Origin of the sequence: Pseudoalteromonas sp. C2R02, assembly GCF_018860845.1 — a bacterium.
Lineage (GTDB): Bacteria > Pseudomonadota > Gammaproteobacteria > Enterobacterales > Alteromonadaceae > Pseudoalteromonas.
This window is the reverse complement of record NZ_JAHKQC010000034.1, coordinates 322,881-340,533: the sequence shown is the minus strand read 5'-3', so window position 1 is coordinate 340,533 and position 17,653 is coordinate 322,881. Positions and strand designations below refer to the sequence as shown.

Annotated in this window: 10 protein-coding genes; 3 read left to right on the top strand and 7 right to left on the bottom strand. The window is 34.8% G+C overall.

All coding sequences use genetic code 11. The features are described 5' to 3' along the window. Positions 1–17: 17 nt before the first annotated feature. The gene (locus KO527_RS14725; protein ID WP_216041043.1) at positions 18–1,937 is read right to left on the bottom strand and encodes a DEAD/DEAH box helicase; all 1,920 of its coding nucleotides are present in this window, start codon (positions 1,935–1,937) and stop codon (positions 18–20) included. A gap of 534 nt (positions 1,938–2,471) precedes the next feature. Between KO527_RS14725 and KO527_RS14720 the strand changes: the two genes are divergently transcribed. Both KO527_RS14720 and KO527_RS14715 read left to right on the top strand, forming a co-directional pair. Next, positions 2,472–2,927 (top strand): hypothetical protein, encoded by a 456-nt coding sequence (locus KO527_RS14720; RefSeq protein WP_216041042.1) that lies wholly within the window; start codon positions 2,472–2,474, stop codon positions 2,925–2,927. A gap of 431 nt (positions 2,928–3,358) precedes the next feature. Next, positions 3,359–4,570, top strand: a complete 1,212-nt coding sequence (locus KO527_RS14715) for a tyrosine-type recombinase/integrase (RefSeq protein ID WP_216041041.1) — start codon at positions 3,359–3,361, stop codon at positions 4,568–4,570. 192 nt (positions 4,571–4,762) lie between these two features. On the opposite strand, the gene KO527_RS14710 is transcribed toward KO527_RS14715, so the two are convergent. Both KO527_RS14710 and ppsA read right to left on the bottom strand, forming a co-directional pair. Next, a complete protein-coding gene (locus tag KO527_RS14710; RefSeq protein ID WP_216041040.1) occupies positions 4,763–7,816 on the bottom strand; it encodes an FAD-binding and (Fe-S)-binding domain-containing protein in 3,054 nt (1,017 codons plus the stop codon). Between the two features lie 161 nt (positions 7,817–7,977). Beyond that, complete coding sequence (gene ppsA, locus KO527_RS14705; protein ID WP_216041039.1) at positions 7,978–10,353, bottom strand: phosphoenolpyruvate synthase; 2,376 nt, start codon at positions 10,351–10,353, stop codon at positions 7,978–7,980. 284 nt (positions 10,354–10,637) lie between these two features. Here ppsA and KO527_RS14700 point away from each other — a divergent pair, with 284 nt between their 5' ends. Beyond that, the gene (locus KO527_RS14700; RefSeq protein ID WP_216041038.1) at positions 10,638–11,447 is read left to right on the top strand and encodes a pyruvate, water dikinase regulatory protein; all 810 of its coding nucleotides are present in this window, start codon (positions 10,638–10,640) and stop codon (positions 11,445–11,447) included. 62 nt (positions 11,448–11,509) lie between these two features. Here the strand turns inward: KO527_RS14700 and KO527_RS14695 are convergent, their stop codons facing one another. The 4 genes from KO527_RS14695 to KO527_RS14680 form a co-directional block, all read right to left on the bottom strand. Further along, on the bottom strand, positions 11,510–12,085 hold the full coding sequence (locus KO527_RS14695; protein WP_216041037.1) for a thymidine kinase: 576 nt from the start codon (positions 12,083–12,085) through the stop codon (positions 11,510–11,512). Positions 12,086–12,174: 89 nt separating this feature from the next. Further along, complete coding sequence (locus KO527_RS14690; RefSeq protein ID WP_216041036.1) at positions 12,175–12,951, bottom strand: transporter substrate-binding domain-containing protein; 777 nt, start codon at positions 12,949–12,951, stop codon at positions 12,175–12,177. Between the two features lie 133 nt (positions 12,952–13,084). Next, positions 13,085–16,213 carry a CusA/CzcA family heavy metal efflux RND transporter gene (locus tag KO527_RS14685; RefSeq protein WP_216041035.1) on the bottom strand — a complete coding sequence of 1,043 codons (3,129 nt, stop codon included), beginning with the start codon at positions 16,211–16,213 and terminating at the stop codon, positions 13,085–13,087. Positions 16,214–16,286: 73 nt separating this feature from the next. Continuing rightward, positions 16,287–17,402: an efflux RND transporter periplasmic adaptor subunit gene (locus tag KO527_RS14680; RefSeq protein WP_216041034.1), complete on the bottom strand. Its 1,116-nt coding sequence runs from the start codon at positions 17,400–17,402 to the stop codon at positions 16,287–16,289. Positions 17,403–17,653: the final 251 nt, after the last annotated feature.

Genomic DNA, 17,653 nt, shown 5'->3' with positions numbered 1-17,653 from the left:
TTTGATTTATGAATCAATTATGAAAATTGACGAATGATTCTGCCTGAATCATTACCACTATTAGCACGTGGTTTTTTAGACCAAACATCATCACGGCTACGAGAATCGCTACGACCTCTAGAGTCATTTCGACGACCACGAGATTGATCGCGACGTGAATCATTTCTGTTTCCACGATCATTACCATTGCCACGACGTTCTTGAGAATTTTGATCCGCAGACTTTGCTTCTTGAATCTGTTCAGCAGTTGCTAGACTTGGTGAAATATCTTGTCTTCGAATTTGAACATCTTGTAATTTATCAAAAGCTTGCTTGTCCATATCTTTTGGTAAATCAACATGTGTGAACTCACCATATAAACGGATTTGTCCGATATCACTTGCACTAATTGAAATCTCGTTTGCAACAGCGCCAACGATATCACCAGGGCGAACACCTTGAGCACGACCAACATTGAAACGATATGTATTAAATTCACCATTATCACGACGAGGTCTACGTTCACCACGATCAGCTCTGTCATTGTTACGACCACCACGATCGTTTCTAGCGTTTCTATCATTGCGATCGTTTCTAGAACCACGTTCATTTCTATCCGAAGCACGCTCTACTGGGTCTGCTTTCGGGAAAAATGGCATTTTTATCTGTCTTTCAAACAATAAAGCAGAAGCCAGCTCTAGCGGTGATAGTTCAGTATCTTTTGCAACAGTTTCAAGAATTTCAGTGAATTGTGCTAAATCATTGCTTTCAATGATTTTTTGTAGCTTTTCCTGAGTTTTAGCAACACGTTTTTTACCAAGTTGCTCTGATGTTGGCATATCAAATGTACCTATTTGACCATCAGTCACTCTTTCTAAACGGTGTAGGCTACGCATTTCACGACCTGTAGCAAATAATATTGCTTCGCCTTCACGACCAGCACGACCTGTACGACCGATACGGTGAACATATGATTCTGGATCATGTGGTAAGTCGTAGTTTATAACATGTGAAATACGAGGAACATCTAGACCACGTGCTACAACATCTGTTGCGATTAAAATATCAATTTTACCTGTTTTTAATTGGTCTACAATACGTTCACGATCTTGTTGTTGTAAATCACCATTTAATGCTGATGCTGCAAAACCTTTACTATTTAGGTGTTCGGCTAAAACGATCGTATCGTTTCTGGTTCTAACAAAAACAATCATAGCATCATAATCAACGACTTCTGCAATGCGTTCTAAACCTGTATTTTTACCAATACGGCCAACACGCCATGCTTTTTGTGTGATTTTTGCTTTATTTTCTTTAACTGATTCAATTTTTATATGTGTTGGATCAGTTAAGAATTTGCGCGTGATTTTTTTTATAGGTGCAGGCATCGTTGCAGAGAAAAATGCCATTTGAGTTTCATTAGGTACGTGCTCTAAAATCCACTCGATATCTTCTAAAAAGCCCATGTTAAGCATTTCATCAGCTTCATCTAGTACACATGCTTTTAAATTATCTAAATTTAAACGACCTTTTTTGATGTGATCCATCATACGGCCAGGTGTACCAACAACAATTTGTGGGCCACGTTTTAAATCACGTAATTGTGGCGTATAAGATTGGCCACCGTAAACTGTAGTAACGAACATGCCGCGCATGTGTTTACAAAAATCAGATAAAGCTTCAGCTACTTGAATCGCAAGTTCGCGGGTAGGGCACACAACTAACATTTGTGGTGCACGTAAATTTGGATCTAATCTTGATATTGTTGGTAAACCAAATGCTGCGGTTTTACCAGTACCAGTTTGTGCTTCACCTAATACATCACCACCTTCTAATAATACAGGTATAGATTGTTTTTGAATTGGTGTAGGAGATGTATAACCCATTTCTGTAATCGCTTGTAATACAGAAGGGTTTAAGTTTAATGAATCAAAAGTGATGTTTGTGCTATCAGTCATGTATGTCTCTTATCTATTCTTTTAAAGAATGAGGCAAAAGCTTAGAAGACATCCCCTTGATCCAAAAAAATGCGATAAAAACAGTTGTGTTTTTATTCAAATGCATGATCTCAGTCTTAGTGTGAAGTAAATTTATTTGAAAAAATAAATTTCACAGATGCTTTCAACCTCAGTTTATGTACTCATCTTTTCGTTTTACGAACTGTTAGATGACTTACCGAACTTGGCTGAACTTAAAATATGATTAAGTTGGATTATTTCAAAATCTCTAGCACCTGTCGGAGAGATGCGTACTATACAGTGATAAATAATAAACACAAGTAAAATTAAATTAAGTAAGACTTATAGAGCAGGGTTGTAAAAGTTGTAAATGAAATGATAAATCTATTTATATAGTTTTAATGTAATTTTAATTCATTATTCTAAATCAAATTAAATAAATAATTCAATTGATGTTTAACTATTACTGTATATAATTCGATCAAAATAAAGCGGCAGCTTTATTTTAAGCAACTAATACTTACTGAGGTTCCTATGAAAAAAATTTTATTATCACTAAGCAGTCTATTATTAATAACTAATGCGCAAGTTAAAGCACAAAGTTATGAATTTGAAATGGTAGAATTAGATCTTGAATCTCAAATTTGTATCATGGCGGCTGATAAAGGAATGAAAGCTGCAAAAAATCTAGCTGCTAAGAATGGTATTTATCTAAGTAGTTATAGTAATGACTTTTATTGTAATACAAAAACATTAAATGACTTTGTAAAACAATACGGTAAAGTTAATACAAGAATTACACTAGACAATATTACAGAAACGAAATTATATGCAGCTGATGAAAATATGGAATCAGATCTGTGCGTAAAAGCTGTTGAATTAGGGCTAGATGCTGTAAAAGAGCAATATGAAAATGTGAATTCAGTTCGTTGTAATGGTAAATCTATTAAAAACTTTGTTAAAAAATATTCAAATAAGTCAGAAGCTTAAGGCTTATATATTAAGAGCGAATGTATTATTTATTTAGTTTATTCGCTCATTAAATACAACTGATAGGGAACACATCTATCAACCAGAATTATCCAAATCTAAACTTCCATAAATAACGTTGTACAAATCATCATATCCAACTATAAAATGCTTAATTATTATGTAAGTCAAGACCCATTATATTTTATAAATTAGCAACTGCAATCGCCTATAATTGATATTATGTTAAATTGTTTGTTTATTTATCTTTGTTACATACGACCCTGTATATATAAATTTAACAGCCTTAAATAGATTGATTTATATACAGTTATTATTGTGTTTACTCTTTATGTCCAGTACTAACAGGTATCGGACTTAAAGTAATAAACTGGACATTTATACAGTAATTATTTAAAATAACACCAAATTAAAATACAGTTTAAAAATATATGCTAATTGCATTGGTTGATACATTAAAGCAGCTGCGTCTTCAAATTTCTCATCTTGAAGATAATACCTTACAGCAAGAATACCCTCAGTTATCTGATTTTATCGCTAATAAAAGTAAGTCAATTCTTAACATTTATAGTGATTTAAGTTTTTTATATCAGTTCTTATTTGTATACGGTAGAAAATCAGAAGGCACATTTAATCGATTTAGAGGTGAGTTAGAACGATTTTATCTTTGGTCATGGCATGTAAAAGCGTTATCAGTATTTGATCTAAAGCGTGTAGATTTAGAAGAATATATAGAATTTGTAGTTAACCCTAGTTCAGATTGGATTGCTGATTCAGTTCAATGGCGTTATAAAAATAATAATGGCTTGCGTATTCAAAATGAAAGTTGGCGTCCTTTTATAGTTAAAGAACAAGGACTTAGTCAACAAAGTTTCTCATCTCTATTTACAGCCCTTAATGTATTTTATAAGTTCGCAATATTAGAAGAAAAAACATTCGCCAACTTTGTTCCTGTGGTAAAAAAAAACAGTCCTTACTTAGTTGTTCAGTCTCAAATCAATATGCCTGATACATTAAGTGATATTCAGTGGGAATATGTTTTAGGAATAACCAAAGATAGATGTCTAGAGGATCCAACTTTAGAAAGGAATTTATTTATTTTAGCGTGTCTTAAGGGGTTATATTTAAGGATCTCGGAATTATCTGAACGTCCTCAATGGTCGGCTGTTATGTCTGATTTTTGGCAGGATAATGATAATTTTTGGTTTTTAAGGATCATGGGCAAGGGAAATAAATTAAGAGATGTTACTTTATCTGATGATTTTTTAGATTATTTAAAACGATATCGTATCTTTAGGGGTTTAAGTCCCCTGCCTCGCTCTGATGATCCAGAACCGATAATTCATAAATTGCGCGGTCATGGTGGCATGACAGTTCGACAATTACGAAGATTAGTTCAGCAAAGTTTTGATTTAGCTGAAGCATCATTATTTAAAGATGGATTCACTGAAGATGCGGAACAATTAAAAGCGGCAACGGCACATTGGTTGAGGCATACAGGTGCAACTCACGATGCGCAAACACGTCCATTAAAACATTTATCTGAAGATTTAGGTCATTCAAAAATTGCCACGACAGATCAAATTTACATTCAAACAAATGTTAAAGAAAGAGCTAAGTCGGGTTTAAAAAGAAAATTATAAGTAATACCAATAGCCAGCTATTGCTCAATCAAGTGCCTTGCCTATATGGATATAGGTACTCAGGTTTTGTCTGGAACAAAAAACCTGTGCTCTTGAAAATTTATCCTAATGTATATTAGATCAATAACCTAATAGAATTGGTATATTTTAATTGCGAACCAAATTATTTTTCTTTGGTTCGCAATTTATTATCTATAATATTTCAGCTAATAGTTCTATTGGATGCCTAGGCTTAAAGTTTTCAAATCTTTTCACTTGGCTTCTACAAGAAAATCCAGTCGCTAAAATTATATGCCTCTGATTTTTTTCGATAACTGGTTTCCAACTCATATCATAAAGTGCACGAGAGTTATCTAAATTTTTAGCCTCGTGTCCATAAGTGCCTGCCATACCACAGCAACCAGTGCTGACAGAATTTAAAATTAAGTTTGATTGTTCAAAAATATTTTTCCAAACATTAACAGTGTTGGGTAATGCAGTTGTTTCTGTACAATGATTTATTAAAACAAAGTTTTTATCATTGGTATTTTTTGCTGGATGGAATTCTTGATCTTGTAACCATTCATGAGCAAGTAAAACTTCAAAGTGCCCTCTTTGTGTATTTAAAATTGTTTTATATTCATCGCGATAACACATTACTAAAGATGCATCTAAACCAATCATCTTTATATTGAGTTTACTCACTTGATTTAAAAACTCTGCAGATGTTTTTGCTGTTTTGGTAAATTCTTTTAGAAATCCTTTTACATGCTGCGGTTTTCCATTGGGTTTAAATGGTAATAGTACTGGACGCAGATTTAATTTTTCAATTAATGTAATTAAACTAACCACTAATTCCGCTTCATAAAAACTCGTAAAAGGGTCTTGAACAATTAAAACTGTTTTTGATTTTTCTTCTTCACTGAGTTGCTTTAGATTATCAAAATTAAAATCGTATTTAGATTTAACTTGTGAAGTAAGAGAAGGCTCACTTAATAAAGGTGTATCTACATAACCAATTTGTTTTTGGATAACTTTTTTAGTCAGGTTCATTTTTAAAATTGGATTTATCACTTTTGAAAACTTAGACATGATTGGCGCTGTTTGTTCTATATTTGCAACGAAATAATCTTTTAACGGACGCGCATAAACATCGTGATAATAATTTAAGAAACGAGATCTAAATGTAGGGACATCAACATTAATTGGACAAGCAGTAGTACATGCTTTACATGCTAAACATTCATCCATAGATTCTTTAACTTCATGAGAGAAATCATATTTTCCTTGTTGTTTTGCTTTAGAATTTTTTAGTTTTTCAAACCAAGCTTTGATGTCTGTAAATGTACTGCTTGGTTTATTTATATCATTTTCAGTTTGTAATAAATCAACACCTTTATTACTTTGTAATCTTAACCACTCACGCATTAAAGAAGCACGACCCTTAGGAGAATATCGTCTATCTTTAGTGACTTTATATGAAGGACACATAGGTGACTTTTCATCATAGTTAAAGCACAAACCGTTACCATTACAATTCATAGCATTGTCAAAACTACTTTTTATATTTGTTGGAATTTCCTTATCGAACCAAGCTCTTTTTTGTGAGTCAACACTTACTAGCTCTGAATCGCTCGCGATAGGAGTACAAATTTTTCCTGGGTTTAATTTATTGTTTGGATCAAATGCTGTTTTTATTTCTCTTAACTTTGAAAATAGCTCATCACCAAAAAAGTTTGGGCCATATTCACTACGATATCCTTTACCGTGTTCACCCCACATTAAACCACCATATTTGGCTGTGAGTTTTACAACTTCATCAGATATGACCCTTAACAATTTTTCTTGTTCAGGATCTGCCATATCTAATGCGGGTCTCACATGTAAAACACCTGCATCAACATGACCAAACATGCCATAATCTAAATTATGTGAATCTAATAAATTTCTGAACTCTTGGATATAATCAGCAAGATGTTCTGGAGGGACTGCGGTATCTTCTGCAAATGCTAATGGCTTTTTACTACTGGCTGTTTTGCCAAGTAGACCAACAGACTTTTTACGCATGGCATATATTTTTAATATATCATCTTTATCAGTCAGTAACTGATAACCAATTAAACCTGCTTGTTGATCAGCAATTAGTTCGTCTAATCTTAAGCATAAGGTTTTAACTTTATCATCAATTTCTTCTTGTGTTTCACCATTGAACTCAACCATATTGAGTCCTTGCATATCTTTGCCTGGTACATCTGTAATTAAGTCTGAAACTGAATGCCAAATGATATCTTCTCTTGCAAGATTTAGCACTTTACTGTCAACTGTCTCTACTGATGTTGCCCGAGCTTCAACTAAAAATGGTGAATTTCTTAATGCCGAATCAAAGCTATCGTATTTAATGTTAATTAAAGTTTTGAAGTTAGCAATTGGCGTGATATTTAATTTAGCATGGGTAATAACTGCTAATGAACCTTCCGAGCCTGTCAGTACTCGGCCAAGATCAAATTCGTTTAAATCTTTATTAAAGATGTTTTCGAGATCGTAACCAGTTAAGAAACGGTTTAGTCTTGGGAATTTTTCTAGTATGAGTGCCCTATTATCTAAACCTATATTTAAAACGGTATCGTATAGATTGCCTACGCGAGTATTTTCTTTGGCAAGCGCTTTTACTTGCTCTACTGGCATTTTATTAGTTGAAAACTCAGTGCCATCTATTAATACAGCATCCATAGCTAAGATATGATCACTGGTTTTACCATACACTAAAGACCCTTGACCCGAGGCATCTGTATTAATCATACCGCCTACAGTCGCGCGATTACTTGTAGATAAATCTGGCGCAAAAAAGTAGCCAAAAGGTCTTAAATAATCATTTAATTGATCTTTAATAACACCCGCTTCAACCTTAACCCATGACTCTTCAACATTTATTTCAATTATGTTTCTCATATGTCGAGATAAATCGAGCATGATACCAGGAGTTAAGGATTGACCATTTGTACCTGTGCCTCCACCTCGTGGACCAAAAGATAAAGTTTTAAAGATATCCTTATTCGTCAGTGCACATGCAATTTGAATATCGTTGGCATTTTTTGGGAAGATAACTGCTTGAGGCGTTTCTTGATAAATACTGTTATCAGTTGACGTTACAACTCGAGTTGCAAACGATATATCAATTTCACCTGAAAAAGAAGTGTGCTTAAGTTGCTCAACAAATTGATTTGTTAAATCCGAAACTGTGTCCGTTTGCGATAGTTTTTTTATCATTGTATTTAGTCAAAATATTTAAAACATAATTGATATGGCAATTATATCATGGTGGAGTTAAAACTCGGATCATCTAATTGGCAGTTATTATAATTATTCATATTGTTAACAAAGAAGTATAAAAAAAGGAGCTTAATAGCTCCTTTTTATCTGATTAATATTTATTTACCGTGTTGTTCGGCTAAATATAACCAAGTTTTTAAAACTGTATCAGGATTTAAAGATACAGAATCTATGCCCTGCTCTACTAACCAGGCTGCAAAGTCTTCATGATCTGAAGGTCCTTGACCACAAATACCCACATATTTACCTTTGGATTTTGCAGTTTGAATTGCCATAGATAAAAGCTTTTTAATGGCTAAATCACGCTCATCAAATAAATGTGCAATAAGACCTGAATCTCGATCTAAACCTAACGTCAGTTGAGTTAAATCGTTAGAACCAATTGAAAAACCATCAAAATGCTCTAAAAATTCTTCAGCTAATAACGCATTTGAAGGTAATTCACACATCATAATAATGCGTAAACCATTTTCACCACGTTTTAGGCCATGCTCTTCAAGTAATTCAATAACACGTTTTGCTTCACCAACGGTTCTTACAAATGGGATCATGATCTCAATATTAGTAAGACCCATATCGTTACGCACACGTTTAATTGCCTCACACTCTAGTGCAAAACAATCGCGGAAATCTTCAGAAATATATCTAGAAGCACCACGGAATCCTATCATAGGATTCTCTTCTTCAGGTTCGTATTGTTGTCCGCCTACTAAGTTAGCATATTCGTTTGATTTAAAATCAGACATACGAACAATTACTTTTTCAGGTGCAAATGCACAGCCTAAAGTAGCGATACCTTCCACAAGTTTGCTAACATAAAACTCAACTGGTGAATCATAACCGGCCATCATTTCTTTGATTTCATCTTTTACAGATTCATCTTGTTCGGCAAAGTTTATCAGTGCTTTTGGATGCACACCTATCATGCGGTTGATAATAAACTCTAATCGAGCTAAACCTATACCTGAATGAGGCAGACGAGCAAAATCAAATGCGCGATCTGGATTACCAACATTCATCATTACTTTCATTGGTAAATCAGGCATTTCATCTACACGAGAAGTAATGACATCAAATTTTAATCTACCTTGATAAATAAAACCTGTATCACCTTCAGCACATGAAACCGTAACTTCATCATTTTCTTTAATTAAATCAGTTGCATTACCACAACCTACTACTGCCGGAATACCTAATTCACGCGCGATAATTGCAGCGTGACATGTTCGACCACCACGATTAGTAACAATCGCAGATGCACGTTTCATGATAGGTTCCCAATCTGGATCTGTCATATCTGTTACTAAAACATCACCTACTTGTACTTGATCCATTTGTGCAATTGACTCAAGTACTCTTACTGTGCCGCTACCAATTTTATTCCCTATGGCACGACCTTCAGCAATTACTTTTGATGATTCATTTAGTTTATAGCGCTCCATAACATTCGCATCTTCATTAGAGCGAACAGTCTCTGGACGGGCTTGTACAATATAAAGTTTACCGTCGTTACCATCTTTAGCCCATTCGATATCCATCGCTCGGCCATAATGTTTTTCGATGATAACAGCTTGTTTTGCAAGCTCTTGTACTTCGTCATCAGTAATTGAAAATTGGTCGCTTAAACTTTGTTGTACGTCTATAATTTCAACTTGCTTGCCATGGCCTTCATCGTCAGAATAAACCATTTCAATCGCTTTTGAGCCTAAAGTTCTGCGAACAACACTTGGTCTTCCAGCAGCTAGAGTTGGTTTATGAACGTAGAATTCGTCTGGGTTAACAGCGCCTTGTACAACCATTTCACCTAAGCCATAGCTTGAGGTAATAAACACAACGTCTTCAAAACCAGATTCAGTATCTATACTGAACATCACACCTGATGATGCTTTATCAGATCTTACCATGCGCTGTATACCAGCAGATAATGCGACACCACGATGGTCATAACCTTGATGAACACGATATGAAATAGCACGATCATTAAATAAAGAAGCAAAAACATGCTTGATTGCAACCATTACAGCATCAATGCCACGGACATTTAAGAAAGTTTCTTGTTGTCCTGCGAATGATGCATCAGGCATATCTTCAGCTGTTGCTGAAGAACGTACAGCAAATGATGCATTATCTTCATGGCCGTCACATAGCTCTGTATAGGCTTGTTTTATAGCTGAATTGAAAGATTCATGAAAAGGTGTATCAATGATCCATTGACGAATATCTGCGCCAACCAGCGCTAACTTATTCACATCATCAACATCTAAGTCATCTAATACATTATAGATGCGAGCATTTAATCCTGATTGCTCAAGGAACTCGTTAAAAGCATCTGATGTTGTTGCAAATCCACCAGGGACTTGAACACCAGCATTTGCTAGGTTAGAAATCATTTCACCAAGTGAGGCATTTTTACCACCAACACGAGGAACATCTTGCATACCAAGTTCTTGATACCAGAGAACGGATTCTTGCACGGAACTATCTCCAAAAGCAGATTATATGATTGATACTAAGTGCTATTTACCCTGTTTTAGTTGAACTGCGTTCCAATAAAAACTCACAACATAGTATCAACTATCAATATTAACGAATGAGACCCTCCAAATAGGTCAATTTAATTCTACACCGCTAAATGGGGTCAGGTAAATACACAAATATGTGATTTTGATATATATATTTACAGTTTAGATATATATTCAAAATATAGTGTATATTATTCTTAACAAAACAAGATATTTAAAAACTTGAGGTTAAACAGTTGAGAACAGCATTTTATATTTCTGATGGTACGGCTATTACAGCCGAAGTTTTTGGCCATGCAACACTGTCATTATTTCCTGTGGATTTTAAAAATATTACAATCCCATTTGTAGAAACCAAGGAAAAAGCATTAGAAGTAAAAAACCAAATAGATAAAGCTATCAGTTCTAAAGGTGAAAAACCTTTGGTTTTTTACACTTTTGTTGATCATGAATTAACAGATATTATTAATTCATCTCAAGGTGTGTGTTATGATTTTTTAACCGTTTTTAGTGATCAAATAGAAGAAGAAATCAAAGTAGAACCTGTGCCCCGTACCCATAGAACGCATAGTATGCATGAAAAAAGTTATGATTTTCGAATTGATGCTGTGAACTATGCGTTAGCGAATGATGACGGTGCTAATTTAAAAAATTATGAAGAAGCTGACATTATTTTAGTTGGGGTCAGTCGAAGTGGTAAAACCCCGACAAGTTTATATCTGGCATTACAATATGGCATAAAAGCGGCAAACTATCCTTTTACTGACGATGATATGGATGATCTTAAAATTCCTCCTTCATTATTGCCGCATAAAAAGAAAATATTTGGTTTAACAATAAAACCTGAACGCTTAGCTGCTATTAGAAACGAAAGGCTCGCAAACAGTAAATACGCCTCTATGAGGCAGTGTAGAATTGAAGTACGTGAAGTTGAGATGTTATATAAAACGAACCGTATTCCATATTTGAATTCTACACAGCATTCTGTTGAGGAAATATCGGCTAAAATATTGGCTGAAACGGGTCTTGAAAGACGAAAATATTAATATCAAATAGCCTTGATATTAAATTGGGAAAGCAGGTAATGAACCTGCTTTTTTATAATTTTTTATTTTAATGCGTCTTTATAATGTTTTCTACACACTGAAACGTAACGCTCATTTCCGCCGATTTCAACTTGATCGCCATCAGCCATTGCAACACCATTTTCATCTGTTCTAAGCACCATATTGGCTTTTCGGCCACAATGACAAACAGTTTTTAATTCAATTAATTTATCTGCCCATGCTAATAAATATTGGGCTCCAGTAAATAACTCCCCCCTAAAGTCAGTTCTTAGACCATAACATAAAACTGGAATTTTTAAGGTATCAACAACATCAGAAATTTGATGTACTTGCTCTTTTGTTAAAAACTGACTTTCATCAATTAAAACACAATGTACTTTTTGTTTTTCATTTAATGTAGCAATATGATCAAATAGCTGTGTTTCAACTGTAAACAATTCAGCATCAGCTTCTAATCCAATTCTTGAACTAACCTTACCTTCACCAAATCTATTATCAATTTTTGCAGTGAATATTACTGGGTTCATACCACGTTCTTGGTAATTAAAAGATGACTGAAGCATAGTCGTTGACTTGCCTGCGTTCATTGCTGAATAATAAAAGTACAATTGAGCCATATTACTCTCGGTAAAAAAATAGAATAACGGATGCTACTTTAATTATTATTTAATTGAAAGTGGGTAATGGCTGATATACCTATTAGAAATTATTTAAAATATTCGCTATAAATCGCATTTTTATCTAAATTTATAAGATAATTCCAAATTTTTTGTACCAGTGGTTCATTAATTTGATAATACTCGTGGGATACGATTAAATAGCCATTTTTAACATGCAATGGTGGATACATAAGTGTAAATTGAGATTCAAGTTCATTATGTCTTTTCATTGCATACTTATCTATTTGACATAAAGATACAGCGGCATCGACTCTTTTCTTTTTAAGCAAAATTAAAGCCTGATCGGCAGACCGAGTTTCATGTATTATCACAGGCAGTTTTTCTAATACTTTAATGATCATATATCCAGCAGTCACTGCAATAACCATTTTATTATTACCTTGTATATTTCTTCCATCCCAAAAAAATGAACTGTTTTTGTTTTTAATAAAACATACAGCGTGTTTACTAATTGCTTTTGAAGGATCAACTTTGTCCACAACTTTAGGATAAACGCCAAACTTTTCCCTTTCGGCATGATAACTCCCTATTACAGCATCCACAGTCGATTTTGATAAATCATCTAAGCATCTTTTCCAGGGCTTTCTAATATATTTGATGTTTAATTCAGAGAATTTTAGATCTAATTGTCGCATCAATTCAATGGTTGCACCTGGCTTATCTTTTGGCACATCAGCACCTTCTCCTAAAAAGTAAGGCGGTAATGACTTATCTTCATAGCAAAATAATAAATTGGTTTGTGTATTAGCAAAAGCTAAATTAAAGATAGTTAGAATACACAATAACATCAGATAAATTTTCAATTGTAAAAACCTAAAAATGACGTGATAAACTTAAAGTGTAGTCGATAGATGTTAAGCAGTGTTTTTTATTGAAGGTGCTCTGTTAAATGGGTAAGTAGACAAGCGACATTTAATGCTGCTTGTCTATTTTATCTTAAGATAGCTGTGCTATTTTTGCTTTTGAGAATTTCGTAAATAATACAGGCACTACAAACAAAGTTAATAATGTTGCTGTGATTAAACCCCCTACTATCACAGTCGCTAAAGGTTTTTGAATTTCAGCACCTATGCCATTAGATAATAACATAGGGATCAAACCTAAAGCTGAAGTCAAAGCTGTCATTAAAACAGGTCTTAACCTAGCAATTGCTCCATTAAATGCTGCTATAGAGGCATCTTCACCAGCTGTAATTCTTTGATTAATACTTTCAACCATTACCACGCCATTTAGTACAGCGACACCAAATAATGTGATAAAACCAACTGAGCTGGGAACCGATAAATATTGCCCTGATACATACAAAGCAACAACCCCACCAATCACTGCTAAAGGCACGTTCACTAAAATTAACATGGCTTGTCCGAATGTGCCAAATGCAAAATACAATAAGAGTGCGATCATCAGTAATGATATAGGCACTACTATTGATAGTCTTTGTTGTGCCCTTTGCTGGTTTTCATATTGACCACCAATTGCAGTTGAGTAACCCGTGGGTAAATCGATATTTTTAGCAATTGCTGATTGAATTTCTGCAACCACACTACCCATATCTCTTCCTTGAACATTGGCTTGTATTACTACTCTACGCTGAACATCATCACGCCTTACTTGTGGGGGTCCTGAAGAAATTGAAACAGCTGCAACATCTTCTAATCGTACAATAGCACCACTAGGAGATTTGATTCTTAATTGCGAAATCACTTGTGGGTTCTTTCGAAATCTCTCTTCCAAACGTACATAGATATCATACCTTTCATTGCCATTTATAATTTGGCCAGCATCAGTGCCACCTAAACCATCTCTGACAACTGCCATAACATCACCGACAGATAAACCATATCGAGATAATTGGCGACGGTTTGGTTTTATAACAAGTTGCGCTTCACCTGCTATTTGTTCCATTGCAACATCTTTTGCCCCTTGTACACGCTTTACAGCGGCTTCAATTTCTTGTCCTTTAGATACTAATACATCTAAATCTGGTCCAAATAATTTTATCGCTAATTGTGCTTTAACACCTGAGAGCAGTTCATCAACACGACTCGCGATAGGCTGAGAGAAGTTATAAAGTAATCCAGGGAAAACGTCTAATTTTTGTTCCATTAGATTTTGCAGCGTAAAACGGTTAATAGCACTAGTCCATTGTGTGACAGGTTTTAACCCGATATATATTTCGATATTGTTCACAGGTTCCGGATCACCGCCAAGTTCTGGGCGACCAATTCGACTAAGTGCATATTCAACTTCTGGAAACTCAAGTAATAAAGCTTCAATCTTTGGCGCAACTGTTAAACTTGTATCTAAGCTAGATGAAGGTGCTAAAGTAACTCTTAAATTAAGTGTGCCTTCTTCTAATTCTGGGACAAATTCAGTGCCAAGCTGAGGAATTAATACAATAGTGAATAAAACTAAAGATAAAGCGATGCCAATCACTAATTTTACACTTCTCATCGCCAAATTCAGCCCTCGATGATACAAAGTCTCTATGGGTTTTAATAAAAAACTTTCTTTTGGTTTAATGCCATTCTTAAATAGAAATACCGCTAATGCAGGTACACAGATGAGTGCAACAAAAACAGCGGCTATAATGGCAAGCATGATACTGATGGCCATAGGTTGAAATAATTTAGCTTCCACGCCTTGAAAGCTAAATAAAGGTAAAAAAACTACGAGTATAATCAAAGCTGCAAAAAAAATAGGACGAGCGACTTCTTTTGCAGCGATTAATACGCGATCTTTAGTTGATTTAGAATTATTGTGGTCGATTAAATGTTTATAAATATTTTCTACCATGACAACCGAGCCATCAACAAGCATTCCTATTGCAACTGCTATACCGCCTAAAGACATTAAATTAGCTGATAACCCCAACCATGACATAATCATTAAGGCGATAGCGATAGCGATAGGAATAGATATGAGTACTAATGATGTGGCTCTTAAATCCATTAAAAATAGCGCTAAAATAATGACAATAAAAACAAAAGCTAACAATAACGCATTAACAACTGTTGATACGGCTTTTGAAATTAAATCAGCCTGATCATAGAAACTTTCCAATGTAACGCCATCAGGCAATGCCTGTTGAATTAATTCCATTCTTTGATTAATACCATCGATTGTCGCTTTTGTATTTGCTCCCATGCGTTTTAAAACAACACCAGATACGACTTCGCCTAAGGTTTCGATTGTGTCACCTTGAGCACGACGCGTCATAGTAACTGCACCTTGCCTGATCTCACTACCTAATTCTATTTTTGCGATGTCAGAAACAGTGACCACTTTTCCATTAATGGTTTTAACTGGCGTTTGACTAATTTCTGCGATACCTTTTATTGAGCTATTAAACCAGCCCATGCCTCTAATGACCAGTTGCTCTTGGCCACGGTTCATATACCAGCCACCAACATTTTCGTTGTTACCTTCAAGAGCAGTTACAACATCATCTTGGGTTAAGTTATATGCTAATAATTTATTAGGATTAACGTTTACTTGGTACTGTTTTACATCGCCACCGTAAGATAATACGTCAGTCACGCCATCAACTGGTAAAATGAGTAGTTTAACGACCCAATCGTTTAAACTTCGTAATGCCATAGCATCTAGACCAGAGTTTTCATCCGCAATCAATAAGTATTGAAATATTTGACCAAGCCCTGAGGTATTTGGACCAATTTCTGGCATTCCAACACCTTGCGGAATGAGTTCTTTAGCTGATTGCAGCCTTTCAAATACCAATTGCCGAGCAAAGTAAATATCAGTGCCCTCTTTGAATACTACCGTAACACCAGAAAGACCCGTTTTTGAGATCGAGCGCACTTGCTCAACATCTGGTAATGCGTACATTACAGCTTCAATCGGGTATGTAATAAGCTGTTCAACTTCCTCGGAAGCTAAACCGGGGGCTTCAGTATTAACTGATACTTGAACATTTGTTACATCAGGAAATGCGTCTAAATTTAATTTTGGGATCACAATAAATGAAGTGATCACTAAAGCAACAAGGCTTAATATGGTTATTAAACGATTATTGATGGCTGATTCTATTATTTTATTAAACATAATTTGCCTTAAGCTATAATGGCTATGGGAATTATCCCACCTTTGTTAAATTCACAAGTTACAATCATTTTCGTTAATGGTTATGTGGATCAAATCCACCCTTAGCAATTTGTGAAGCAACAAAAAATGCGCCCTTCATAACAATTTTAGTGCCTGACTTAATACCTAAAATTTCACGGCCTTGTACAAATCGACGACCAAGTGACACTTCTACGGGTTCAAACTCCCCTGGATGATCTTCTACATAAACAACCCAGTCTCCATCAGCACTTCGCATTAAAGCAGTTTCAGGCACTGTCATGACAGGTTTGTCTTCATTAAATAGAAAGTTAACGTCAGTAAACATTCCTGGGTGTAACTTATGTTGTTCATTCTCCAAGGATAAACGAATTGTTCTAGTGCGCGATTGTTGGTCTATGGTATGGCCTTCTTGAATAACTTCAGCGATAAACTCTTGATTATCAATTACAATATTTGCTTTTGTGCCTTCAGGGATATTAATCAAGCTATTAGGCGGTAACTGCGCTTCTACCCAAAGTTGGTGCTCATCTGCTAACAACATTATTTCGTCACCAGCTAGCACTCTTTTCCCTTGTAAAAACGCATCGGCTAATACGGCACCGGGTGTTTGTGCATATAAAGTATATTGTCCAAGGTTATCTATTTTAGATGATGTGGATTTTTTAATTGCGTCTTCAGATAAGCCGTATGCTTTTAAAGTACTGTAAGCAACTTCATGCTCTGCTTTTACCTCTAAATAGCGCTTTTCAGTCACAGTTGCTTTACCGAGTTTTTTTACTCTTGCCCATTGGGCTAAGCTCAGCCTATATGCGGCTTGTGCTCTTGCGACATCAACGCTAAATAAAGTCACTAACGCTGCACCTTTTTCGATATGTTGACCTAAAATAGCATGACGTTTGAGTACGATTGAATCAACTCTTGGGGAGACTGAGTAGCTGGTATATCCATTTGCCATTATTTCACCTGGCGCATAGAGTGAAAAATTTACATTTTGAGGTGTTAAAGCTGCTACTTCAATATTACTAATTTGCATTTGTTCTGAAGTAAATAGTGTTGTGATTTCTTTTTCAACTTCTTCTTTGTGTTCATGACCTTCTGATGAATATGTGTGCATTGATGTCATCGCTAATATTAATATAATACAAGCTGTTAATAGTGTTTTAAGCATTTTAATTCTCTTAAGCATGATACCAATTCTAATAAATATATGATCAATCTAAATGGTCTAAATATACAATAACTACGTTGCTTTCATTCCCAATAGCCAGCTATTGCTCAATCAAGCGCCTTGTTCTTGAAAATTTATCCTAATTTATATTAGATCACTAACTTAATAGAATTGGTATTTCCAACATAAATTTCAGGATCTCTAATGAGATAAACCTAAATTTTATGTATGGTAAATATGTACAAGTAACT